This is a genomic window from Shewanella sp. BJSY2023SW005 (assembly GCF_047314585.1).
GTDB classification, from domain to species: Bacteria; Pseudomonadota; Gammaproteobacteria; order Enterobacterales; family Shewanellaceae; genus Shewanella; species Shewanella algae.
Genome location: NZ_JBKORJ010000015.1, coordinates 53,141 through 77,768, shown reverse-complemented (window position 1 = coordinate 77,768; position 24,628 = coordinate 53,141). Strand labels below are relative to the sequence as shown.

The 24,628-nt window shown below is 51.4% G+C and carries 20 protein-coding genes; 16 read left to right on the top strand and 4 right to left on the bottom strand.

Annotated features, from left to right (window positions below):
• Positions 1-50 precede the first annotated feature (50 nt).
• Both ACMHXI_RS02750 and ACMHXI_RS02745 read left to right on the top strand, forming a co-directional pair.
• A complete protein-coding gene (locus tag ACMHXI_RS02750) occupies positions 51-2,723 on the top strand; it encodes a TonB-dependent receptor (RefSeq protein ID WP_413733940.1) in 2,673 nt (890 codons plus the stop codon).
• 448 nt (positions 2,724-3,171) lie between these two features.
• Complete coding sequence (locus ACMHXI_RS02745; protein ID WP_208184899.1) at positions 3,172-5,823, top strand: TonB-dependent receptor; 2,652 nt, start codon at positions 3,172-3,174, stop codon at positions 5,821-5,823.
• A gap of 212 nt (positions 5,824-6,035) precedes the next feature.
• Here ACMHXI_RS02745 and ACMHXI_RS02740 read toward each other — a convergent pair whose 3' ends face one another.
• Positions 6,036-6,377, bottom strand: a complete 342-nt coding sequence (locus tag ACMHXI_RS02740; protein ID WP_025890162.1) for a TraR/DksA family transcriptional regulator — start codon at positions 6,375-6,377, stop codon at positions 6,036-6,038.
• 126 nt (positions 6,378-6,503) lie between these two features.
• Positions 6,504-7,457, bottom strand: a complete 954-nt coding sequence (locus ACMHXI_RS02735; protein WP_208184898.1) for a tRNA-dihydrouridine synthase — start codon at positions 7,455-7,457, stop codon at positions 6,504-6,506.
• A 293-nt stretch (positions 7,458-7,750) separates the two neighbouring features.
• Here ACMHXI_RS02735 and ACMHXI_RS02730 point away from each other — a divergent pair, with 293 nt between their 5' ends.
• The 9 genes from ACMHXI_RS02730 (at position 7,751) to recR (ending at position 15,864) form a co-directional block, all read left to right on the top strand.
• Positions 7,751-8,203, top strand: a complete 453-nt coding sequence (locus ACMHXI_RS02730; RefSeq protein ID WP_025011501.1) for a hypothetical protein — start codon at positions 7,751-7,753, stop codon at positions 8,201-8,203.
• A gap of 59 nt (positions 8,204-8,262) precedes the next feature.
• Positions 8,263-9,099: a DUF692 domain-containing protein gene (locus ACMHXI_RS02725; RefSeq protein ID WP_208184897.1), complete on the top strand. Its 837-nt coding sequence runs from the start codon at positions 8,263-8,265 to the stop codon at positions 9,097-9,099.
• Positions 9,099-9,887 carry a DUF2063 domain-containing protein gene (locus tag ACMHXI_RS02720; RefSeq protein ID WP_071239182.1) on the top strand — a complete coding sequence of 263 codons (789 nt, stop codon included), beginning with the start codon at positions 9,099-9,101 and terminating at the stop codon, positions 9,885-9,887. Before ACMHXI_RS02725 ends, ACMHXI_RS02720 begins: the two co-directional genes overlap by 1 nt.
• A gap of 397 nt (positions 9,888-10,284) precedes the next feature.
• Positions 10,285-10,659 carry a YbaN family protein gene (locus ACMHXI_RS02715; RefSeq protein WP_025888748.1) on the top strand — a complete coding sequence of 125 codons (375 nt, stop codon included), beginning with the start codon at positions 10,285-10,287 and terminating at the stop codon, positions 10,657-10,659.
• Positions 10,660-10,746: 87 nt separating this feature from the next.
• On the top strand, positions 10,747-11,142 hold the full coding sequence (locus tag ACMHXI_RS02710) for a response regulator (RefSeq protein WP_025011503.1): 396 nt from the start codon (positions 10,747-10,749) through the stop codon (positions 11,140-11,142).
• Between the two features lie 95 nt (positions 11,143-11,237).
• On the top strand, positions 11,238-11,789 hold the full coding sequence (gene apt, locus ACMHXI_RS02705; RefSeq protein ID WP_025011504.1) for an adenine phosphoribosyltransferase: 552 nt from the start codon (positions 11,238-11,240) through the stop codon (positions 11,787-11,789).
• Positions 11,790-11,910: 121 nt separating this feature from the next.
• Positions 11,911-14,790: a DNA polymerase III subunit gamma/tau gene (dnaX, locus tag ACMHXI_RS02700; protein WP_413733936.1), complete on the top strand. Its 2,880-nt coding sequence runs from the start codon at positions 11,911-11,913 to the stop codon at positions 14,788-14,790.
• Between the two features lie 131 nt (positions 14,791-14,921).
• Complete coding sequence (locus ACMHXI_RS02695) at positions 14,922-15,251, top strand: YbaB/EbfC family nucleoid-associated protein (RefSeq protein WP_025011505.1); 330 nt, start codon at positions 14,922-14,924, stop codon at positions 15,249-15,251.
• A gap of 13 nt (positions 15,252-15,264) precedes the next feature.
• Complete coding sequence (recR, locus tag ACMHXI_RS02690) at positions 15,265-15,864, top strand: recombination mediator RecR (RefSeq protein ID WP_039033855.1); 600 nt, start codon at positions 15,265-15,267, stop codon at positions 15,862-15,864.
• 117 nt (positions 15,865-15,981) lie between these two features.
• Here the strand turns inward: recR and ACMHXI_RS02685 are convergent, their stop codons facing one another.
• Entirely contained in the window at positions 15,982-16,443 is a 462-nt protein-coding gene (locus ACMHXI_RS02685; protein WP_045282655.1) for a carboxymuconolactone decarboxylase family protein, read from the bottom strand.
• 243 nt (positions 16,444-16,686) lie between these two features.
• On the opposite strand from ACMHXI_RS02685, the gene htpG reads away from it, so the two are divergent.
• The 5 genes from htpG (at position 16,687) to ACMHXI_RS02660 (ending at position 22,922) form a co-directional block, all read left to right on the top strand.
• Positions 16,687-18,600: a molecular chaperone HtpG gene (gene htpG, locus ACMHXI_RS02680; RefSeq protein WP_025011038.1), complete on the top strand. Its 1,914-nt coding sequence runs from the start codon at positions 16,687-16,689 to the stop codon at positions 18,598-18,600.
• Between the two features lie 70 nt (positions 18,601-18,670).
• Complete coding sequence (locus tag ACMHXI_RS02675; RefSeq protein WP_028781268.1) at positions 18,671-19,516, top strand: tetratricopeptide repeat protein; 846 nt, start codon at positions 18,671-18,673, stop codon at positions 19,514-19,516.
• A 187-nt stretch (positions 19,517-19,703) separates the two neighbouring features.
• Positions 19,704-20,348 carry an adenylate kinase gene (adk, locus tag ACMHXI_RS02670; protein WP_025888745.1) on the top strand — a complete coding sequence of 215 codons (645 nt, stop codon included), beginning with the start codon at positions 19,704-19,706 and terminating at the stop codon, positions 20,346-20,348.
• Between the two features lie 70 nt (positions 20,349-20,418).
• Positions 20,419-21,456 (top strand): ferrochelatase, encoded by a 1,038-nt coding sequence (gene hemH / locus ACMHXI_RS02665; protein WP_044734783.1) that lies wholly within the window; start codon positions 20,419-20,421, stop codon positions 21,454-21,456.
• A 161-nt stretch (positions 21,457-21,617) separates the two neighbouring features.
• Positions 21,618-22,922, top strand: coding sequence for an inosine/guanosine kinase (locus ACMHXI_RS02660; RefSeq protein WP_025011037.1), 1,305 nt, complete (start codon positions 21,618-21,620; stop codon positions 22,920-22,922).
• Between the two features lie 156 nt (positions 22,923-23,078).
• Here ACMHXI_RS02660 and ACMHXI_RS02655 read toward each other — a convergent pair whose 3' ends face one another.
• Complete coding sequence (locus tag ACMHXI_RS02655) at positions 23,079-24,431, bottom strand: dicarboxylate/amino acid:cation symporter (RefSeq protein ID WP_028781266.1); 1,353 nt, start codon at positions 24,429-24,431, stop codon at positions 23,079-23,081.
• Positions 24,432-24,628: the final 197 nt, after the last annotated feature.

Genomic DNA, 24,628 nt, shown 5'->3' with positions numbered 1-24,628 from the left:
AGAACACGGTGTTCCCTCCCTGCCACCGTGCTTGAAAAAGGAATGAGAATATGTCAACGCAGACTGCAGTCGCTAAGGCCATCCGCTTTAGTCTGTTTGCTTTTGTTTCCACATCAATCCCTACAATGGTTTATGCCGCCGATGATGCTCAGGCTACAGAACAAGTAGAACGTATTGAAGTTACTGGCTCCCGTATCAAACGCACAGATATGGAGAATGCTTCTCCTGTTGTTGTGATGAGTGCTGCCGATATTGAGAAAGGTGGCTTTAACTCGGTTCAGGATGTACTGGGTAACCTGTCGCAGAACTCAGGTGGCTCCATGTCTCAACAAGAGGTGCACGGTTTTACCCCTGCCGCTTCCTCTGTCAACCTTCGTGGCGTGGGCGCCGGTCGGGTACTGACCCTGATCAATGGTAAGCGGGTGCCCAAGTATCCCTTTGGTGCCGGTGGTACCGACAGCTTCGTGGATACTGCCAATATTCCTTTGGGTGCGATCGAGCGTATCGAGATCCTGACTACAGGTGCCTCGGCTATTTACGGCTCTGACGCCATGGGCGGTGTTATCAACATCATTCTCAAGAAAGATGTCGAACAGACAACTTTCAAGTACCGTTTCTCCGACACGGATGAAGGTGGTCTGCGCAACAATCAGTTCTCTTTCATGACAGGTGTCAGCAGTGATACGGCTAACCTGACTTTCTTTGCCGAATATGAAGACAGAACGGCACTGAAAGGGACAGATCGCTCAGAATGGGGCACAGATATTGTCGATGGAGCGTATTACTCAGGTTACAGCTCCTACGGTGCCAACCTGGTACAGGACCTCGGCAATAACAAAACTTCGCTGACCAAGACCTTGTCACCGGCAGAATGTGAGGCCCGTGGTTATGTGGTGATGGAAAATGGTCGCTGTGGTTTTGACCGCTCCAAGCAGCGTGATTTCATGCCGGAGCAGAAGCGCTACTCGACCATGATCAACCTCACCAAGGAGCTGAATGCGGATCATCAGTTGTATTCCCGTATCGATTACACTCATTCCTCGACCTTTACCGAGATTGAGTCTGCGACAGTGGGCACTGATTTCAAGTTCAAAGTGGCGGGTAATGCGGTCACTATTTTTAATGAAGACAAAGGTTTTTCCCAGACTTTCGACAACAAAGATGTTGCATTCGGTGGTGACTTTGCCAATGCTGCAGACGGCGACTACTACTACACCCGCAGAATGAGTGAGCTGGGGCCACGTACCTCTGACTTTGAAACCAATAACTTCTCTTTCATCATAGGTTCCAAGGGGTTCCTGACCGACAGTATCGAGTATGATACTTCCTGGTCTATTGCGCGTCAGACAGTGGAATCCCGCAGCAACGGTTCTCCAACTTACCAGAGCACCTTCGACTACCTGACCTCTGGCGACAGCGGCAAGTCTCTGCTGGATGTGATCTCTCCTGAAGATGCGGCACTGCTGAACTACGAAGGTAACAAGAAGGGACAATCTACTCTGTCCAGCTTTAGTGCCGGTATCAATGGTGATGCGTTCGAACTTACCGGAGGCACTGCTGCCTACGCTGTGGGTATCGAATACAGCAAGGAGTGGTTCTACGATAAGTCTGACAGCTTCACCTCCAACGGTGGCGTCATAGGCAAGGGGGGCAGCAGCGCCGAAGGTGAACGTGAGCAGTATGCTGCCTATGCCGAGCTGGCCTTGCCATTGCTGGATCAGTTGACCATGACACTGGCCGGACGTTATGACTACTATGATGATGAGTCTGATGTTGGTGGCCAGTTTACTCCGCAAGTGTCACTGGAATATCGTCCAATCGACAGCCTGATGCTGCGTGCTTTGTATGCCGAGACTTTCCGCGCACCGGATATGCAGCGTTTGTTTGGCGATCCTACCACTGGCTACAGCACAGTTATCGACACTCCGCGCTGTGAAGCCTATGGTGAATGTGACAAGATTGAGTCTTTGCCGATTGCCATCGGTGCCAACCCAGAGTTGGAAGCCGAAGAGGGTAAAAACTACAACCTGGGTCTGGTCTGGGACTATGAAGGTATCAACCTGACGGTGGACTACTGGATGGTTGAAATCGACAATCTGGTGAATGACCCGAGTGCGCAGTATATTCTGGATCACGCCGATGCCTTTGCCGACAAGATTGAACGTGACAGCAATGGCAAGTTGCTGAAAGTGAACACTCAGGCGATGAATATGTCTTCTCGTGAGACTGCCGGTATTGATTTCTCTCTGGGCTATCGCTATGAAACCGAGAGCTATGGTGAATTCAGCAGCCGCCTGGAAGGGACTTACCTGACCCGTTGGAAGGAAAAGCTGACTCCGGATTCAGAGGAGCTGGACCTTATCGATGGTGAGGGATCTGCGCCTCAGCTGCGTGCCAACCTGAACCTGGGATGGTCTTACAACGACTTCTCCACCAACATTCTGTTCAAGTATATCGACAGCATGAATGGTGAGCGGATGGATTACTTTGTCAGCGAAGGTCTGGACAGCACTTATCCGGTGAAAATCGATAGCCATGTCGAGGTTAACCTGGCTGCCAGTTACTTCATCTACGACAATCTGAAGGTTTCTGCCGGTATCAACAACCTGTTTGATTCAGGACCGGAGATCGATTACACCCAGTCCAGCTGGCCTCATTACCCACGAGCCTACTATAACGTTATTGGACGTGAATATTATGCAGGGGTAGAGTTTACTTTCTAAGAGTATTCAAACCTTGAAAACCGGCTTAATAAGCCGGTTTTTTTATGCCTAAAATAAACAAAGGGAAAATGATGTTAGATACATATTGATTCAGGTGTTTGCTAAATGTTTATTCTGGTTCGGTGTGATTTTTTTTGCCACGAGATAGTTGTTTCTTAAATATTAAATTTATGGAACATTTTAACTTAATAAAAACATATTTTTCAATATGTATCGCTTGTGTGTTTTTGTTTTAAAATTTTGATTTATAGGTGTTTTTAAGTTTCATTGGCAGTTTCGCTCTATTTGTTTGTATCAATTGGTTGCCAATTGGTTGTTTTTGTGTTTTGTTTGTTGACCGCATTGTTTTATTTGTGGAGTATCTTTGTGAGTGTTGCAATTTGTTTGCAATGTTTAAAACAAAAATAATCAGATATTTCTTGCAGAAAGAAACATCAGGGAGACAAGTATGAGTTCCATCAGTTTAACTGCAAAGGCAGTTCGTCGCGGTTTACTTGCTGCGGCAGTTACGGGAATAGCTTTCAGCGGATATGCAACCGCTGAAGAAGCAAAAGAAGGCAAAGTCGAGCGTATTGAAGTAACTGGTTCACGTATCAAACAAGTGGATATGGAAACCGCTTCACCTGTTACTGTTATCACAGCAGCCGATCTTAAGGTTACCGGGGAAACCTCGGTTGCCGATGTATTGAATAACTCCAGTATCAACAGCTTTGGTTCCTGGCGTGGCATGTCCGGCTATGGTGCCGGGGCCAGTGCCACCAGTGATGTGGATTTACGTGGTCTGGGTTCTCAGGCAACCTTGATCCTGCTCGATGGTCGCCGTATGCCGGGTACCAGCTCAAGCTCAGGAACCGTTGCCGATACTTCCAGCATCCCAATGGCGATTGTTGAGCGAATCGAAATTCTGCGTGACGGCGCCTCTGCAGTTTACGGCTCGGATGCGGTTGCCGGGGTAATTAACATCATTACCAAGAAAGACTTTGAAGGTGTTGAGCTGAACTACACCGGTGAATCACCTGATGTGGAAGGCGGCGATTCTTCACGTTTCTCTGTAGCGGCCGGTTTTAGCACAGATAAGGGCAATATCACCCTGACGTTCGAGCATTACGATACTACCTCTGTGTACGATAAAGATGTTTGGCGCTTTGATGATCCTAGCTGGAACGGCATCAGCTCCTATAGTGTGATCCCAAGAGCTACCTATATTGGCGCCGATGGTAAATCGGCCAATTATACCAATAGCGAGCTTTGCTCCCAGGCACCGAATGTTATTGATGGTACCGACGGCGCCAATGCCGGAACCTGTTACTACGACTTTGGTAAGGTGACCAAGCTGTTTGGTAATGTGAACCGCAACAGTATTCTGTCTAACTTCAATTACCAGCTGACTGACGACATACAGTTCCGTGGCCGCGCTTCTGCCAGTCTGAGTGAAACCAATACCCGTTACGCGGGCACCCCGGTATCAACCAACGCCCCAACCATGGCTGCGGACAACCCAATGAACCCATTGGGCACAGATATCACTGAGATCCGTATGCGTTCGGTACAGATTGGTGAGCGTGACACTACCACTGAAACCAACTCAATCGACTTCCTGGCCGGGTTGGTAGGTTATTGGGATGTGGGTAACGGTATCGATTGGGAAATCAATGCCCAGCATACACGTTCAACCACTGACTCATTCAACTACAACCTGATCAACGACAATATCGTTCAGGACCTGATCAACACAGGCAACTATGATGTCTTCAACACCATAGGGATGAGCTATGAAGATTGGGATGCGCAGATGGCTGATCTCTATGGTCAAGCGGCCCATACCGGTGTGTATCAGGCGCAATTTAACAGCACCCAATTTGATGGTCTGTTGTCCGGCATGCTGTATGAAGGCAACGGTATTACTTTGGCCGCTGTTGTCGGTGCCGAGTATGAGATGATTGAGTTTGTGCAGCTGAGTGACCCGCAATCTGCTGCCGGTATTATCTCCGGTGGTTCGGGTGGCGACGATGTTGATGCAACCCGGGATCGCAGTTCTGGCTATTTGGAACTGCAATCTTCGCTGCCATACAATGTGGATCTGTCCGCTGCAGTTCGTTATGAGCGCTATGAGCAGGAAGGTAACATAGCTTCCGGCTTTGCCTCTTCAACCTTCGATTCAGTTGTGCCCAAGTTCTCTGCGAGCTGGCGTCCGGTTGACTCTCTGTTGCTGCGTGCCAGCTGGGGTGAGTCTTTCCGTGCCCCTAATATGGGTGAGATGTTCTCCGGTGAAGCGCTGAGTTTTGAACGTACCCTGGATACTGTCTGGTGTAGTGCCAACCCCGGGGCCGATGAAAACTACTGTAGCCCAAGTAACCAATATAAGACCTTCTATGGCGGTAACCCGGATCTGAAAGCGGAAGAGGGTGAGTCCTTGACCCTGGGCTTCGTCTGGAACGTGACTGACGATTGGAGTATTGAAACCTCTTACTATGACATCAGCTACGACAGCAAGATTGAAGTGGTCGATGTTGCGGATCTGATCCGTGAAGAAGAAGCCAATGGTGGTTCGCCTTATATCATTCGTGGCAGCGATGGCAAGATTGAGACCATTCACAGCCAGTATCGTAACTTGAGTGCGCTGGAAACTTCCGGGATTGACTTTGTCACCAGCTACAACCAGGCAACTGATTTCGGTGATTTCCGTCTGAAGTTGGAAATGACTCATGTACTGGAATATAAGACCAAGGCCGATGCCGAGTCTGACTTCTTCGATGAAGCAGGTCTGCAGGACAAGCCCGAATGGCGTGGCAGTGCGTCAATCAACTGGAGTCGTGATAACTGGAGTGCAGCTTGGACTACCTACTATATAGGTGGCCAGGATTCAGGAGCTGTTGAATACAACAACGAATACCTAATCAACGTACCAAGCTACTTCAAGCACAACGTCCAGGTAAGCTACGCCCACGACTGGAATGGTTCCATCACCTTGGGTGTGAATAACGCCTTCGATGAGGAAGCACCAACCTGGTACAACTATGCTGACTATCGTGATGTCAACACAGGTCTGTACGACGTACTGGGTCGCACCTGGTTTGTAACCATTAATCAGAAGTTCTGATAAAACGCCGATTCTCCCTTACGGCTCAGCCCCGCCATTTTGGCGGGGCTTTTTTGTATAGAGCCCCCAACTAGGTTGGGGGTTCCGTTTATCCGAATAAAAGCTTGTCTGTCAGGAGCCGAGGACATACGCGCAAAAAAAGAGCGGAGTTTTACGATAGTCATAAAAAAAAGCAACCCTTGAGGTTGCCTTCATCGCTCTTGATTGATCAATCAGTGATTCAATCGCAATTCTTGTCTGTGTTCGTGTTTATATTGCTCATGGCAACGTTCACAACGCTGCTCGGTCGGATCTCTGTCGAGCCGATATGCTTCGATTTCAGCCTCACAGTCTGCACAAAGACCATAAAGCCCTAAATCCAGTTGGCAGAGGGCGGCATCCAGCCTCAATAGTCTGTGGTAGAGAGGATGTTTGCAAAGATCGGCCTGAGTCATGGTTTCAATCAGATCACTGAGTGACATCTGGGGATCCCAGTGGGGTCCGAGCACCATTATCTCTTTCCTGAGATCGATTTCTAACGCCGACAATGCTTGTCTGATATGGGAGCTGCTCACTGATAATTGCCTGTAAAGATTGAGTCTACGGTCATTTAGTCTAAACAGCCGGGTCAATGTCACTATGATAAAGATCAAATCTGGGTGACATTTTCTGTCGTTAAGGCGCTAATTTGTCAGAATTGCTCACATCTTGTCATCTATTTCGCGATGAGCTCGGCTGAGAGTGGCCACTATGTCGTCGGTTTGCTTGTGTACCCTGAGCTCTCTGAACAGGGTATCGGCCTGTGGATACTGGCGATTGAGGTAGCTGAACCACTGTTTGATCCGTGCCGGGTAGTAGCAACTCTTGCGGCCGCTGAGCTCTTTCTGGCTGTAACTCATCAGCAGTGCCAGGGTCTGTTGCCAGCTGTATTGCATGGCGCCGTTTTTAATGTGATCCGCCAAATTGGGCAGAGAGATGGCGCCGCGGCCCACCATGATACTGTCGCAACCCGTTACTTCCATGCAGCGCAGGGCATCTTCCCGGTTCCAAATCTCGCCGTTGGCGATCACGGGAATGGCCAGTTTTTCACGGATCTCAGTGATATATTCCCAATAGGCGGGTGGACGGTAACCGTCTTTTTTACTGCGGGCATGGACAGCCAACTCAGTGGCGCCGGCTTCATAAATTGCCAGCGCGTTTTCCATAAACAGGCTCTTGTCTTCGAACCCCAGGCGAATTTTGGCGGTCACCGCATGAGGTACAGGAACCGCCTGCCGCATGGCTTTGACTATCTTATGGATCTGCTCCGGATACTGGAGTAACACGGCACCGCCCTTGCTGCGGTTGACCATCTTGGCCGGACAACCAAAGTTGGCATCTACCCCTTGGGAGCCGAGTTCTATTGCCCTCAAGGCGTTTTCAGCCATCCAACCAGGTTCCTGTCCTAAAAGTTGTACCCTGACCGGCGTACCACTGAGAGTCATGCCGCCCTGCAGCAGTTCGGGGCAGAGGCGATGGAAGACTTTTTCAGGCAAAAGTTGATCCACCACACGTACAAACTCTGTGACCATCAGATCATAAGGATTAATTGCAGAAAGCAGTTCCCGCATCAGATTGTCAACAACCCCCTCCATAGGGGCGAGAATAATACGCACGTGTTTAAGGCCTGGCTGAAATAGAAAGTGGCGCATTCTACCTTAAATCCCATCCGGCACCAATCGACAGCTTAAAAGGCACAGGCTTATTCGAGAGATCTAACTGTTAACAGCTTGATCTTATCGGCATTTGCTATTTTACTCATGTATCCCTATATGGGGTTTTAGGTAAAAACTGTGATCCGTGGTTGAAAATGTGAAATAGATTCTGCTGTCCCCGGGTCTGATATTGCAAGCCGGCAATCGAGGCCGGTCACTCGTAACAACTCTATGAGCAACAGGCAGGAAAGACAATGAAGACAGTCAAGACAACTACAGTAGCAGCCGCTTTGGGTATGGTTATCGCAGGTTCCACCGTCGCGGCAGAGGCCCAGGCCAGTGCTTTCGGTTTTCAGGCAATGGAAGCCGGTTATCAATTGGTTGGTAATGAAGGCAAGTGCGGCGAAGGTAAATGTGGTGATAAGAAAGCCAAAGAAGCCGAGCACAAGGGCCGTGAGGGTAAATGCGGCGAAGGCAAGTGTGGCGAAGGGATGAAGAAAGCTGCCGAAGGCAAATGTGGTGAGGGCATGAATAAGGCCGCCGAGGGTAAGTGTGGTGAAGGCATGAAAAAAGCCGCAGAAGGAAAGTGCGGTGAAGGCAAGTGTGGCGAAGGAATGAAGCATTCCGCCGAGGGTAAAGCCAAAGCCGAAGCCAATAAGGTCAAGGAAGGCAAGTGTGGTGAAGCCAAGTGCGGTAGTAACCACTGAAGCTGAATAGTGCAGGGCGCATTGCGCCCTGTCTGAAACCACAAAGGCGGTAATTATTTATGAATAACTGTGTCGGTTTGGGGCTTAGGCGGGAGATGCTGGCCGAGTTTTGTCAGGCAGCACCCAAGGAGGCCGATTTTTTCGAGGTTGCGCCGGAAAATTGGATGCGCCTGGGGGGTAAGTTTTGCAAGCAGTTTCGACAACTGACCGAGAAGCATTCATTTTACTGCCATGGGCTCAGTCTTTCTATTGGTAGCCCAGCTCCGCTGGATCTGGCGTTTATCAAAGAGATTAAGCGCTTTCTCGATTTGCACCAGATAGATGTCTATTCAGAACACTTAAGCTATTGCTCCGCCGATGGGCATATGTACGATCTTATGCCTATCCCTTTTACTTATGAGGCTGTACGGCATGTCAGTGCCAGGGTCAAACAGGTTGAAGCGATTCTGGAGCGGCCATTGATTCTGGAAAATGTGTCCTTTTATGCCGCGCCGGGTGCCGAGATGACAGAGCAAGAGTTTGTCTGCGCCGTGCTGGAAGAGGCTGACTGTCGTCTGCTGCTGGATGTCAACAACATCTATGTCAACTCAGTTAATCACGGTTATGACCCCAAGACTTTTCTGGCTGCCATGCCCAGTGAGCGCATCGCTTACCTGCATATTGCCGGTCACTATCAGCAGGATGAAGATCTGATTATCGATACCCATGGCGCCGATATTATCGACCCTGTCTGGCAACTGCTGGCAGAGTGCTATAGGTTGCACGGGGTGCATCCCACCTTGCTGGAGCGGGACTTTAATATTCCCGAAACCCAAGTCTTGTGTCAGGAGTTGAAGCAGATAGACACGCTGCAACACCGGGCCTTGGGTGCATTTGCACAAGAGAGGAGAGCTTGATGGCCTTGGCCCAATTACAACAGGCTTTTGTTGCCTATTTGCGGCGGGATGATATGCCTTTGCCGGCCGGCACCGATGAACGGCACATGCGGGTATATCGCGAGCTTTTTTTCAATAATGTCAATGGCTTTGTTTCCAATGCCTATCCGGTTCTTAAGTCGTTGCATACAGAGGCGCAGTGGTTGGCGTTGGTAAAGGATTTCTTTGCCCGCCATGATTGTCAAAGCCCGTTGTTTATCGATATTGCCGCCGAGTTTCTCGACTATCTGTGTCGGGAACAGGCAAGCGCTTTGGATGCCATGCCTTTTATGCTGGAGCTGGCACATTATGAACTCTTGGAACTGCAGGTATCTGTGGCAGTGGACAGTTCGGCGCCTTGGCTGGAGCCGACCGAGCTCCAGGCACTGGAGCAACTGGCAGCAAAACTGCAATTGGCCGTCACCGCCAGAGTGGCGCAATATCAGTTCGAAGTTGACCGAATTAGCCCAGATTTCCGCCCGGATTCGGTGGCGGCCACCCCAGTATTTTTCTGTGTCTATCGTGACCGGGAAGAGGAGGTGCGCTTTTTAAGGCTCAATCCCATGACGGCGCAGCTGTTGGCCAAACTGCAGCAAACGCCGCTGAGTTTTACCCGGTTACTTGCTTGGCTGGCAGAGACATTTCCCCAGTTTCCAGAGCCGCAGCTTTGTCAGGGTGCGCTCACTACTTTGGCGGAGCTGGCGGTCTTGGGCATTATTCGTAAGCAACCCACAACCGCCATCCAAGCCACAACACCTTGTCAGGCATGAGTTTATTTTTAGCTGTACTTGCCTTTGGCTGACCCTTTGGCTGACATTGATGCCTGAGTACGGCCTGAATGCAAGGGAGTGGCTAATCCCATTGAAAAAACATGGTTTTTATCGGCATGAGAAAGGGCTAGAATAGCGCGGTTTTGTGATTGAGATCACTCCCACACTGGCCCTAGAAGTAGAGGAGCTGTCATGAGTCAGCCGTTTAAAGACCCATTCAATATTTTGTATTTTCTTGGTTTTATTCTGGTAATGCTGTTACCTACACTGCCTGCCAGTCTGTCTTGGCTGAAACACGCGGGATTGATCTGAAGCAGCAAGATCCAGCTTTTGCTACAATGGCCACCCTCAGCGGTGGCTTTTGTTTAGGCGCGACCGGTTTTCCAGAGGAAATTGGATGGTTATCAAAAGAGGCTTCTTTTTAATCTCGGGTATCTTGAGCCTGGCTATGGGATTACTCGGCATCGTCTTGCCTGTGCTGCCCACGGTTCCCTTTATTTTGTTGGCCGCTTTTTGTTTTGCCCGCTCCAGCGAAAGGCTACACGATTGGCTGCACAGTCATCCTTGGTTTGCCCAGCCTCTTGCCGATTGGCATTCCCGTAAAGCGATGCGTAAAGGATTAAAGCGAAGGGCTTTTTTGGTCAGTGGTGCCAGTTTTGCCCTCAGCATTGCCTTGGTGCCACTTTGGTGGGTGAAACTCTTACTTGCCGTTTGCTGTGTCTGTCTGTTGTTGTTCCTGTGGCAGATCCCCGAGCTGGAAGATAGTGAGTGATCCTGTAGACAAAAACGTCGACTTGTCGTGATTTTGTCATTCAGTTGGGGTAGCCTTGGCGCGCCTTGAAACCACCAGGGAAATTTAATGAGTTTCAACATTTTGCTTGTTGATGATAATAACATCAGCCAACAGGCTTTGGCCGAACTGTTCCAGAGCCAAGGTTGGCACTGTACGTTGGCCACCAATGGCATGCAGGGGCTGGCGTGCGCCGAGCGGCAAAACTTCGATGCCGTGATTAGTGGCTTTTTCATGCCTTTGCTCGACGGGCCGCACTTCATCCCGCTACTCAGGCAACTCGACGGTTATGCCAACCTGCCTGTCGTGGTGCTAAGTACTCACAGCCAAGAGGAAGTGGCCGCCAGTATGGATATGTCCCAGGTTAATGGCTTTTGGAGAAAACCATTGAACTGTGACACAAAGCAACAACTCCTGGATCACTTATCGACAGAGATTGTTGCATGGCGGATTAAAGCGGCTTAAGCTTTAGCCGGATTTTTGAAATGCAGTCCACCTCAGTGTGGACTTTTTTGTTGTAAAGAGCCAGGCCCAGTGTCTGGAAATGAAGTATTGAGACTATGGCAATGAACTCCGACAGCTTAAGCCTGATTAAGCAAAGCATTAAAACCATTCCGGATTATCCTAAAGCCGGGATCCTGTTCCGCGACGTAACCAGTCTGCTTGAAGACCCAGTTGCCTACCAGTTAAGCATTCGGTTGCTGGTGGATCATTATAAAGATCATGGTTTTACCAAGGTTGTCGGTACCGAAGCCCGTGGTTTCCTCTTTGGTGCCCCTCTGGCGCTGGAGTTGGGTGTGGGCTTTATTCCCGTGCGTAAGCCCGGCAAGTTGCCAAGAGAAACCATAGCCGAAAGCTATGAGCTGGAATATGGCCACGACACCCTGGAAATGCATGTTGATGCCATAGTGCCGGGTGACAAGGTACTGGTTATCGATGACTTGCTGGCAACCGGTGGCACCATTGAAGCCACAGTTAAGCTTATCCGTCGCTTAGGCGGCGAGGTGAAGGACGCCGCATTTGTGATCTCCCTGCCGGACCTGGGCGGTGAACAGCGCCTGACCGAGCAAGGGCTCGAACTGGTTAAGCTGTGCGAGTTTGACGGCGAATAAAAGCTCAGCCCTGCTGCTTTGCGGGTCGTCTCGGTAGCGTGAAGTCATACCTCATGTTATTGTTTTACGATCCGCGGAGCTTGCTCCCGCAAAGATACTTTTATGGATTTTGGGGAGTTTCATGTCCTATCAGGTACTAGCCAGAAAATGGCGACCTGCCAGTTTTGATCAGGTAGTCGGCCAATCTCATGTCTTGCATGCATTGACCAATGCCCTGAGTCAGCAACGACTGCACCATGCCTATCTGTTTACCGGTACCCGCGGCGTCGGCAAGACCAGTTTGGCGCGCCTGTTTGCCAAAGGGCTCAACTGCGAAACAGGGATCACCGCTAAGCCATGTGGCCAATGCAGTGCCTGTCAGGAAATTGCCCAGGGGCGTTTTGTCGACCTTATCGAAGTCGATGCGGCTTCCCGTACCAAGGTAGATGATACCCGCGAACTGCTGGATAATGTTCAGTATCGCCCAACCCGGGGGCGTTTCAAGGTTTACCTGATAGACGAAGTTCACATGCTGTCCCGCAGCAGTTTCAATGCGCTGCTCAAGACACTGGAAGAACCCCCTGAGCACGTCAAATTCCTGCTGGCCACCACAGATCCGCAAAAGCTGCCGGTGACTGTACTGTCCCGCTGCCTGCAATTTAACCTAAAGAGTCTGGATCAGACGGAGATGGCCGGCCAGTTGCAGCATATTTTGCAAAGCGAAGGTCTTAAGTTTGAAACTTCTGCGCTGACGCTTCTGGCGCGAGCCGCCAACGGCAGTATGCGAGATGCCCTGAGCCTGACAGATCAGGCTATCGCCTTTGGAGCCGGGCAAGTGATGCTGGAGCAGGTACAAACCATGCTCGGCGCCATAGATGAGCGCCAGGTGCTGGCGCTGTTTGATGCGCTCCTCACAGGCGACATCGCCAAAATGATGCAGGAAGTGGCCAAGGTGCTGGCATTTGGCGCCGATGCTGCCGAAGTGCTGCGTAGCTTGCTGGAGCTCTTGCATCAGATAACCCTGAGTCAGTTTGCGCCGGCGGCGGCCAATCTGTCGCTGTTTGGTCCCAGAATTAACCACTATGGTGAAAACCTCACCCCCGAGCAGGTGCAGCTCTATTACCAGTTGCTGCTCAGCGGTCGCAAGGAGCTGCCTTATGCACCGGATCCCAAGTCAGGGCTGGAGATGGCGTTACTCAGAGCCGTTGCCTTTGTGCCGGAAACGCCGCCCAAACGCTGGCAAAGGGGTGAAGTCGCCGATCTGTCTGCCTTGGATGACAGCAGCAGTGCCGCTGCGCCTGCGACGGTCGGGGCGCTGAATCAACCCCTGGCAAGCAATAACGCCGATGAGATAAAACCTCAAGCCGCCTCTGCTCAATCTGTTACAAGCCAGGTTGTTGAAGCGCAAGCCGAAAAGACGCAAGCTGCCAAGATGCCAACACAGGTAAGCCCGGCGGCTGAGACGCAGGCGAGCAATATTGACTCACAGATGGCTGCCGATGAGGGCGAAGATGCAGACGAACAGGCCTTATTGGCCGAACAAGCGCTGCTGTTATCCCAGGCCGGTAGCATGGGGTTCCGGAATGAGGCCTCTGAGCCTGCTAAAGTGGCCGAGTCTCTGCCGGCACGGCAACCGGCTGCAGCTCAACCTCACAAGCCTGTGTCACAAGCTGAAACCTCGGCTATTAGTGATGAGCAGCAATCTCAGGATGACTTCTATACTGCCATGGGCTATTCACTGCAAGGTGAAGGGCAGGATAGCAGCCTGGATTTTTATCAGCAGCAGATGTCGATGGACGGCCAAATGCCATCCGCTGCTGACAAGAGTACCTCCGAGGCATCGCTATCAAATAAGCCATCAAGCGAGCCAGTGCCTGCCGATGCCAACATAGACTCGGGCAGCGATGACATCTTGGGTGATGATCTGCTCGATCAGGTGCTTGCCACCCGGGATTTGCTGCTCAGTGATATAGAGGCCGCCAGCCCCAAGGACGGTGAAGAAAAAAAGCCCTTGCTGGAGCGCCGCAGCGCGGCTGCAGCACCTGAGTCCGATGCTGTAGCTGCCACTCAGTCAGAAGCGGCAGCAGAGCCAGGAAACAGCCCTGAGCTGAGCAAAAGCCCTGAGCGGGTAGACAGCCCTGAACCAAGCAATAGCCCTGAGCCCTCCCAAGCAGAAACACAAACTCCTGTTGCCGGGGAAGTGCCCTCCAAATCTGGCCCAAATCATGTTGCGGCGCTCAAGGAGGACAGGCCACCATGGGAAGATGCCCCAGAGGGTGCGGTTGAAGCTGGTCGCGAGGCAATGCAAGACAGTGAAACGGTTCAAAACGTGGCTTTCCTACAAGCCGAACCAGAGTCTGTGCCTGAGCCACAACCACAACCACAACATACCGCGCAGCAGACAGCACAGGAAGCTGCACCACAGGCGGTAGACGAGCCGGGACATGAGCTGAAAAATGAGCTTGAGCTGGGATCTGGCCAAAGCGCTACAGTAAATACTGTAAACACAGGAGCTCGGCCTGCATCCGAGCCGCGCCAAGCACCAGGCCCGGAGTCCGCCGAGGCCTTCGCCCATGCTCCGCCCAGCGGTCATCCACAGGATCTCTATTGGTATAAATTGATGTCCTCGCTCGAAATAGGCGGCCGGGTTCGGCAACTGGCGGTAAACTCAGTCTGTGAGCGGATAGCTGAACCGCTGCCCTTGCTGCTCAAGCCGGATCAAAAGCACTTGGCGGCAGATTCGGCTATCAAACAGCTCGAAGAGGCGCTTTCCAAACTGTTTGGGAAACCTTGCCGCACAGAGATTGTCGTAGGAGTAGATGACCAAAGGGAAACGCCGTTGGAAATTCGTTATCGTTTTCATCAGGAGCTCCTGAGCGGGGCTCATGCTTCATTGATGAATGATGAAAACATTCAATGGCTTGTCAGTCATATGGGGGCCGAACTGGATCAGGATACTCTCGGATATCCCCCTGAGCTGCTCAGTCAACGGGCTAATTTGATTGCAGACAAGGCGCCCTAGGGCACTGTGGATGTTACCCGCTTCATAAGATTGCCGCTCAAAGCGACTCTTGGATTGCCAAGCGGGTTTATTTCAGTAAGATTAGCCAACTTTGACCTGTTACTCACAACTTGAATTGAAGAGATAAAGCTATGTTTGGAAAAGGCGGTATGGGCAACCTGATGAAGCAAGCCCAGATGATGCAAGAAAAAATGGCCAAAATGCAGGAAGAGATTGCCCGCATGGAAGTCACTGGTGAGTCAGGCGCAGGATTGGTGAAAGTCACCATGACCGGCAGCCATAATGTTCGCAAAGTCGAGATAGATCCCAGCTTGCTGGAAGACGACAAAGAGATGCTGGAAGATCTGATCGCCGCGGCATGCAACGATGCGGCTCGCCGTGTTGAAGAGAACCAAAAGTCCAAGATGGCCGAAGTGACAGGTGGCATGCAACTGCCTCCTGGCATGAAGATGCCATTCTGAGTCGGAATAACAGATGAAATTCAGCCCACTGGTGGATGAATTGATCCAGTCGCTGCGTTGTCTGCCAGGTGTCGGCCCTAAATCGGCACAGCGGATGGCGTTTCAACTGCTTGAGCGCGAGCGTAAAGCCGGGCTCAAGTTGGCTGAAGCGTTGGAGCGAGCCATGAAGGAGGTGGGGCATTGTCAGTCCTGCCGCACCTTCACCGAGGAAACGCTGTGTCCCATCTGCGCCAGTCCTCGGCGCGGCAACGCCGATACCATCTGCGTGGTTGAAACGCCGGCCGATGTGTTGGCTATCGAAGCCGGTGGGCATTTCAGTGGCCGTTATTTTGTGTTGCTGGGGCATCTGTCGCCGCTCGATGGTGTCGGACCCGAGGAGTTGGGACTGGCGCTGCTGGAAGAGCATCTGGCCAAAGGCGAGATTGCCGAGCTTATCCTGGCCACTAACCCGACGGTGGAAGGTGATGCCACGGCGCATTTTATTGCCGATATCGCCCATCGCTACCAAGTTAAGGTGAGCCGAATCGCTCATGGGGTTCCGGTAGGCGGTGAGCTGGAATATGTCGACAGCACAACCTTGGCATTGTCGTTTAATGGACGATTGCCGCTCTGACGTTTGATTTAATGTGCCTTCTGTGAATACCGGCCCCGCCTATGCGGGGCTATTTTTTTACTGTTTCAGGTGTGCCTGCCTTTGGGAGAATAGTTTGCCGTCCATGGGTAACCCGAGTCATTGGGGCTGGTAGCTGCCTACCTCGGGTTTAAACACTTTCACTATACGGTTCCAACTATTGATGGCATTGATAGCTATGGTCAAATCTGTCATCGCCTGAGGGCCGAAACAATCCAGCACCTGTTGGTACTCTTCATCGCTGATGCTTAAACCGGCGGTCAGTTTCTCGGCCCAACCGAGGGCGACACCTTCTTCGTAGCTATAGATGGGCATGTCCCGCCAGGCATTGAGGCCAAAAATTCGTTCGGCCTTTTCGCCGTACTTCAGTGCGTCTTTACTGTGCATATCAATACAAAAGGCGCACTGATTGATCTGTGAAACTCTGAGTTTGACCAGCTCCCAGATAGTCACTGACATGGTTTCCGATGCATTGAATTGTTGGTGGAAGTAGCTTTCCTGTTGGTAAAGAATCTTCATTGCCTGTGGTGCGGCGTTCGCGTAATCGAGTCGTTTCATCATGATATCTCCTGAGATAGGGTCTCAGACGATAACCGGGCAAAGAGCGCAAAGATTGGATATTTCCGACATGGATGGAAATCGTCAATCGGCATCCAGGCGATATTTTGGGCCATGTGAGGGCTATTTTTTCGACGGCTGTTATCGGTCTGTGTCCTTCCGCCCTTGAATTTAAAAATCGCATCCCCATTTAGTTAAGCAACTCAAGTTGGTTTAACCTATTGCGATAAACAAGGGAAGCTATTCATGTCACATCAAGAAACTCATGGTTTTCAAACTGAAGTCAAACAACTTTTGCATTTGATGATCCACTCTTTGTACTCCAACAAAGAGATTTTCTTGCGTGAATTGGTATCCAATGCTGCCGATGCCGCCGACAAACTGCGTTATCTGGCGCTTACCAACGATGCGCTTTATGAAGGTGATGGCGAGCTCAGGGTACGTATCAGTACCGATAAGGAAAAGGGCACTATTACCATTGAAGACAATGGTATTGGTATGACCCGTGACGGCGTTATCGAGCATCTGGGTACCATTGCCAAGTCAGGCACTTCAGAATTCTTCAAAAACCTCTCCGGCGATGCCGCTAAAGACTCGCAGCTGATTGGTCAGTTCGGTGTGGGTTTCTACTCGGCCTTTATTGTGGCCGACAAGGTAACGGTGAGAACCCGCGCTGCCGGCCACAAGGCCGATGAAGGCGTGCAATGGCAGTCTGCAGGTGAAGGCGACTTTACCGTTGAGAACATAGTCAAAGAGAGCCGCGGTACCGAGATTACTCTGCATCTGCGCGAAGAGGAAAAAGAGTTTGCCGACGACTGGCGTTTGCGCTCTATCATCACCAAGTACTCAGATCATATCTCCATTCCGGTAGAGATGTGGCAGGAAGGTTCGCCCGAGTCTGAAGGCCCGGATGGTGAAAAAGTACCTGCGACCGAAGGTCAATGGCAAGTGATGAACAAGGCCACCGCGCTTTGGACCCGCAACAAGTCTGAGATTTCCGATGAGGAATATCAGGAGTTTTACAAGCATATCTCCCATGACTTCAGCGATCCTCTGCTGTGGAGTCACAACCGGGTCGAAGGTAAGCAGGAATACACCAGCTTGCTTTACATTCCTTCCAAGGCGCCTTGGGACCTTTGGAACCGGGATCGCAAGCAGGGTCTGCAACTCTTTGTTCAGCGTGTATTTATCATGGATGACGCCGAGCAGTTTATGCCCTCTTACCTGCGTTTCGTCAAAGGCCTTATCGACTCAAACGACCTGCCGTTGAACGTCTCCCGTGAGATACTGCAGGACAACAAGGTGACCCAAGCCATGCGCACGGCCATCACCAAGCGGGTGCTGGGCATGCTGGAGAAACTGGCAAAAGACGACAGTGACAAGTACCAGCAGTTCTGGGCCGAGTTCGGCCAGGTACTGAAAGAGGGCCCGGCAGAGGATTGGAGCAACCGCGAGCGTGTGGCCGGCTTGCTGCGTTTTGCCTCGACCCACAATGACAGCGCGGCGCAAACGGTATCGCTGGACGACTACATTGGCCGGATGAAAGAAGGTCAGAGCAAGATTTACTATATTGTTGCCGACAGCTATGAGGCGGCGGCCCACAGTCCGCACCTTGAACTGCTGCGTAAGAAGGGCATCGAAGTGCTGTTGATGTCTGATCGCATCGACGAGTGGCTCATCAACCATCTGACCGAGTACAAGGAAAAGGCGCTGCACTCTGTCACCCGCGGCGAGTTGGATCTCGGTGAGCTGGAAGATGAGAATGAAAAGGCCGAACAGGAAAAACTGGCGGCTGAGTCCGAGTCTTTGCTCAAGCGTATCAAAGAAGCACTGGGTGATAAGGTGAAGGATGTGCGGGTGACCACGCGTTTGACCGATACCCCAGCCTGTGTGGTGGCCGGTGAAGGTGAGATGTCGAGCCAGATGATCAAGCTGATGCAGGCCGCCGGCCAACAGGTGCCGGAAGTCAAACCGACATTTGAGCTGAACCCGACGCACCCGCTGGTGGCCAGGCTCAATGAAGAGGCAGACGAAAGCCGCTTTAATGACTGGAGTAACCTGTTGTTGCAACAGGCAATGTTGTCAGAAAAGGGCAGCCTGGCCGACCCATCTGAGTTTATCCGCTTGATGAACCAGATGCTGCTTGCCAATCTTAAGTAAGCTAATCAAAAAAGGGCCTTTATGGCCCTTTTTTACTCGGGAATAGCCCGACCATCCAACAAGGATTGCTATGGAAACACGTATCGAACTGACCCGCGACAATATTCAACAGGTGGTGGAAGCCTCGAAACAACAGTTGGTCGCGTTGGTCTTCTGGGCACAGCAGAGCCCGGAGAGTCTGGGGCTGCTCGGCACCATGGAAGCATTGGCAAGCCGTTATCAGGGGCAACTGCTGCTGGCGGCCGTTAACTGTGAAACCGAGATGGAAATTGCCTCCTATTTCCAGATCCAGAGCCTGCCGACCACTTTGTTCCTCAGTCAGGGCCAGCCGGTTGACGGATTTGCCGGGGTGCAGGACGAGTCGCAAATTCAGGCCATGCTGGATAAACATCTGCCCGCCGCCTGGGAGTTGCAACTTGCTGACGCCAGAGAATTACTCGCAGGAGGCGATGCCGCGGCAGCCCTGGTGCTGCTGAAGGAGGCCTATGGCGAGCACAACGGCGCCGAGGTGGCCTTGCCCTATGCCGATGCATGCCTGTTAAGCGGTGATATTGCCGGTGCCAAGAGCTTGCTTGCCGGCATCAAGCTTGAAGATCAGGATGCATACTACGCCAGTTTACAAGCCAAACTCAAATTGGCGGAAGAGGCTGCCGATACGCCGGAAATCCGCTCTTTGCAACAAGCGCTTGAAGCGGCTCCGGGTGACCTGAGTTTACTTGGCAAGCTGGCAACAGCACTGCATCAGGCGCACCGGGATGAAGAGGCTCTTGAGCTGCTTTTTGCGCAACTGCAGCAAGATCTCAACGCCGGCAATGGTGAGTTGAAACAACAGTTTCTGACGATACTTTCAGCCCTTGGCCAGGGGAATGCACTGGCGAGCGGCTATCGTCGCAAGCTCTACAGTTTACTCTACTGATAGAGTCAAGCTTGACAGCCCAAGCCTCTGCCTGAGCGGTTTTGACCATTTTCAACAGGTCAGAGCTGTCAGGTTTTTTTGGCGTTTCTGTGGCTAAAGTCGAAGCCAAAAGCCTTCTCATGGGCGGTCAGATGTGCGAAGATCGCCGCCCTAACAAGAATATCAATGCGAAAAGAGGACTCTTGATATGCGCATTATCCTATTGGGCGCCCCTGGTGCCGGTAAAGGTACCCAGGCTCAGTTCATCATGGAAAAGTATGGCATTCCACAGATCTCAACCGGCGATATGCTGCGTGCTGCCGTCAAGGCCGGTACGCCTTTGGGACTGGAAGCCAAGAAGGTGATGGACGCCGGACAATTGGTTTCAGATGAGCTGATCATAGGTCTGGTCAAAGAGCGCATTACTCAGGACGATTGCGCCAAGGGTTTCCTGCTGGACGGTTTCCCGCGCACCATTCCACAGGCTGATGCCATGGTGGCCAACGGTATCCATGTCGATCATGTGATTGAGATCGATGTGCCGGACGAAGAAATCGTCAAGCGTATGAGCGGTCGTCGGGTGCACCCTGGTTCTGGCCGGGTTTACCATGTAGTCTTCAATCCGCCTAAAGAAGAAGGCAAGGATGACGTCACTGGTGAAGAGCTGGTTATCCGTCCCGATGATGAAGAGAGCACAGTACGTAAGCGCCTTGGCATCTACCACGAACAAACCAAACCTTTGGTGGATTACTATGGTGCCATGGCTGCCAAGGGTGATACCAAGTACAGCAAGTTCGATGGTACCCAGAGCGTTGCTTCCGTCAGCGAAGCCATTGTGAAGGCACTGGGCTGATTAATTATCAGAACCGGTTCTCATAATCGAAAAAAGCCCGCAGCTGCGGGCTTTTTTTATGGTTTTAGCGATGTTAACTTGGCGCCATCTTTCTCGGAACAGGAATAATACAGTGCAGGATACCCGTCCTCCATTCGGTGTGCTTTTAGTTAACCTGGGAACTCCCTCTGCGCCAACCAAAGCGGCGGTGCGTGCTTTTTTGAAGCAGTTCCTCAGTGATCAACGTGTGGTGGATCTGTCTCCCTGGCTGTGGCAACCCCTGTTGCAAGGGATTATTCTCAATACCCGACCGGGCAAAGTCGCCAAGTTGTATCAGTCTATCTGGCAAGCAGAAGGCTCGCCATTAATGGTGGTCAGTAAACAGCAGAGACAAGCGCTGGCGGAATTGCTTCGGGAGCAAACTGGCTGCCATATTCCTGTGGAGCTGGGTATGAGCTATGGCAGCCCGTCCTTGAATGATGGCCTGACGGCGCTGAAAAATGCCGGTGTGGACAGGGTGCTGGTGTTGCCTCTCTATCCTCAATATTCCTGCTCCACTGTGGCCAGTGTGTTTGATGGTGTTGCCGCTGCACTGAAACTGGAGCGTAATCTGCCTGAGCTGAGGTTTGTGCGGGATTACCACGACAAGCCAGGTTATATTCAGGCCCTGGCAGGCAGCGTCCGTAGCCATTGGCAGCGAGAAGGGCGGGGACAAAGGCTGCTTATGTCGTTTCATGGGGTGCCTGAGCGCTACATCAAGGAGGGCGATCCTTATCGCAGTCATTGCGAAACCACGGCCAAGTTGCTGGCCGCCGAACTTGGCCTGGGTGAAGGCGAATGGCAGCTGTGCTTTCAATCCCGTTTCGGCAAAGAGCCTTGGTTAACCCCTTATACCGATGAGCTGCTCGAATCTTTGCCGGGACAGGGAATCACAGCGGTCGATATCATGAGTCCCGCCTTCGCCGCCGACTGTCTGGAAACACTGGAGGAGATAGCCCAAGGGGGCCGTGAAAGCTTCCTTGAAGCCGGTGGGAAACAATATCAATTTATCCCTTGTCTCAATGCACAATCGGCTCATATGCGTTTTCTTGCCGATTTGGTGAAGTTTCACACTGAAAACTGGCATTAAGCCGGCGAGCGCGCACTGGTGCGGCGGTGGATTTGTGATAGAATCTGCCGCCATTCGGTGTGGTCGCTGGCAGCCCAGTCAGCCTGGCCTAAGATCATTATCAGGAAAGTTTGTACTCAAGCAGTGCAGCTACTCAGGGACGAAGACAACGAGAGCCCAATATGAAATTTCCCGGTCAGCGTAAATCCAAACACTATTTCCCGGTCAAAACCCGTGATCCTCTGCTGGCGCAGTTGACTCAACAGCCGCAACCTTTCAGTACCTGGATTTCAGGTATAGATCAAACTCTGGTGGATATCGAAGCCAAGGTCGAAGATGAACTGCTGCAGCGTTACGGCTTACCCAAAGGCAACTCGACTCTGATTGATGATGCCAGTGCCCACCAGTTGTATCATGAGCTCAAAAGCCGTGAGTTGGTCAGCGATGAGTTTGCCGGCGGTACTATCGGCAATACCATTCATAATTACTCAATTCTCGCCGATGACAGATCTGTGCTCTTTGGCGTGATGAGCAAGAATATTGAAGTAGGCAGTTATGCCTACCGCTATCTCTGCAACACCTCGTCCAAGGTAGATCTTAACTACCTGCAACCGGTTGAAGGCCCTATAGGTCGCTGTTTTACCCTGATCTCCGATGGCGGTGAGCGCACTTTTGCCATCAGCAAAGGCTCAATGGACAAGTTAAGCCCTGAGTTTATCGATAAAGAAGTGATTCAGGGCAGTTCTGCTTTGGTGTTGACTGCCTACCTGATGCGAGCCAGCGATGGCGATCAGATTGGTGAAGCGGCGTTGACCGCCATTCGCTACGCCCAGGAAGCCGAAGTGCCGGTAGTACTGACCTTGGGAACCCGCTTCCTGATTGCCGAAGATCCCAAGTGGTGGCAGGAGTTTATTCGCCAGCACGTTACTGTGCTGGCGATGAATGAAGATGAAGGTGAGGCGCTGACCGGATTTGCCGATCCTTTGCTGGCCAGTGAAGCGGCACTTGAATGGTGTGACATGGTACTGACCACAGCGGGTGCTTCGGGACTTTACACCGCCGGTTATACCAACGATGCCGAGAAACGCGAGACGGCTCATACTCTGCTTCCCGGTGCTATTCCTGAGTTCAACCGTTATGAGTTCTCCCGCCCGAAACTGAAAAAAGACTGTGACAAGCCCATCAAGGTGTATGCCCATATTTCGCCTTACATGGGCGGGCCGGAGAAGATTCACAATACCAATGGCGCCGGTGATGGCGCTCTGTCTGCTCTCTTGCATGACTTGGCGGCCAATACTTTCCATAAGACCAACGTGCCGGGCTCCAGCAAGCATAAACGCGATGGTTTGTGTTACTCCTCATTCTCGCAAATCTGTAAGTACGCCAACCGGGTGGCTTATGAAGTGCTGGCGCAGCATAGCCCACGCCTCTCCAGAGGTTTGCCTGAGCGGGAAGATAGCCTGGAAGAAGCCTACTGGGAGCGTTAAGCTCGTTTCCACAAGTAGATTAAAAGACAAATAGATTAAAAGAAGAGGGCGCTCAAATGAGCGCCCTCTTTGTATTTCCACTCTTTTTGTTTTTGATATCTGAAAGCCAAGCAGCAAGGGCTAACTTGGCTTTGATACCCAAATCCGGATTATCCCTTACATGGGAGTGTGGTGTTCCTTGTGAAAGCTGACATTGTTTTTGCCGGCTTTAGGGTCATTGAAGGTCTCTTCATTGAACTCATTTTCCGACTTGGCAATCACCACGGTTGCGACTGTATCACCTGTGACGTTAACCGCAGTGCGCACCATATCCAACAATCTGTCTACGCCGATAATCAGTGCTATACCATCTACCGGCAGGCCCACTTGATTGAGCACCATGGCCAGCATCACCAGACCCACTCCCGGTACCCCGGCTGTGCCGATTGAGGCCAAGGTGGCCGTGACAACCACAGTGATATAGTCGGTAATCGTCAGGTCGATACCGTAAACCTGAGCAATAAACACAGTCGCCACACCCTGCATGATGGCGGTGCCGTCCATGTTGATGGTCGCGCCCAAGGGTAAGGTGAACGAGGCTATCTTATTATCTACGCCCAGGCGATGCTCGGCCGTTTCGATAGTGACCGGCAGGGTAGCGTTGGAACTGGCGGTACTGAAGGCAAATAGCTGCACGTCGCGCATTTTACGGATAAAGGTGAGGGGATTCAGCCCTGAAAGCAGATTGAGCAGCACTGGGTAGGTGACAAAGGCATGCACCAGCAGTACGCCCAGTACCACAAAGAAGTAAGCGACTACGCTGCTGAAGGTCTCCATACCGAGCGTCAATGCCAGTTTACCCATAAGGGCAAATACGCCATAGGGGGCCAGATGCATGATCAGGGTTACCACCTTCATGATTACCTCATTGAGGTCCTCAAACAGGGCGGCAACCCGCTTGCCCTTGTCACCCACATGAGAGATGGCGAAACCAAAGATCACGGCAAAGATGATGATCTGCAGCATATTGCCTTCACTCATTGCCTGCATCGGATTGGTGGGCACTATGTTGATTAACACTTCTGCCAGGCTGGGGGCATCTTTGGCCTCAAAACTGTTACCTGCGGTAGGCATACTGCTATGTCCAGGATGCAGCAATACCGCCGCCATAATCGACAGTGTCAGGGCAACGGCTGTGGTAAACAGATAGAAAGCCAAGGTTTTACCCCCAAGGCGTCCCAGTTTTGAAGGCTCACTGAGTGAGCTGGTACCGCAGACGAGAGAGATAAATACCAATGGCACCACCAGCATTTTCAAGCTGGAGATAAAGATGGTACCGACAACGTTGAGAAAACCTTCGGTGATGTAATCCTCAACAAAGATGAAGTAGGGGTCTTGCCGAACTTGTTCTGAGTTCAGGTCACCATCGGGGAAAAAATGTCTCAGAAGAAGGCCGAATAAAATACCGGCCGCCATCCCGATAAGGATCTTGCCGGTCAGGCCTATTTTCTTGGTTGGAGTGAATGCCATAAATCTTCCTGTTTAATTCTTGTACTTTTGTTATTTGGCGCACTAAAGCCTAGCAAGAAAGCTCTCTCGAGGAAATGATACGTGAGTTAAAGTTTTTGGCAAATAATGAGTCGTATAGCGCATTTGTGCTGGAAATGTTTAAGGAAAATTGTGTAATGTTGCTCTATAAGTAATACACAAGCAGATTGTTCGTATTT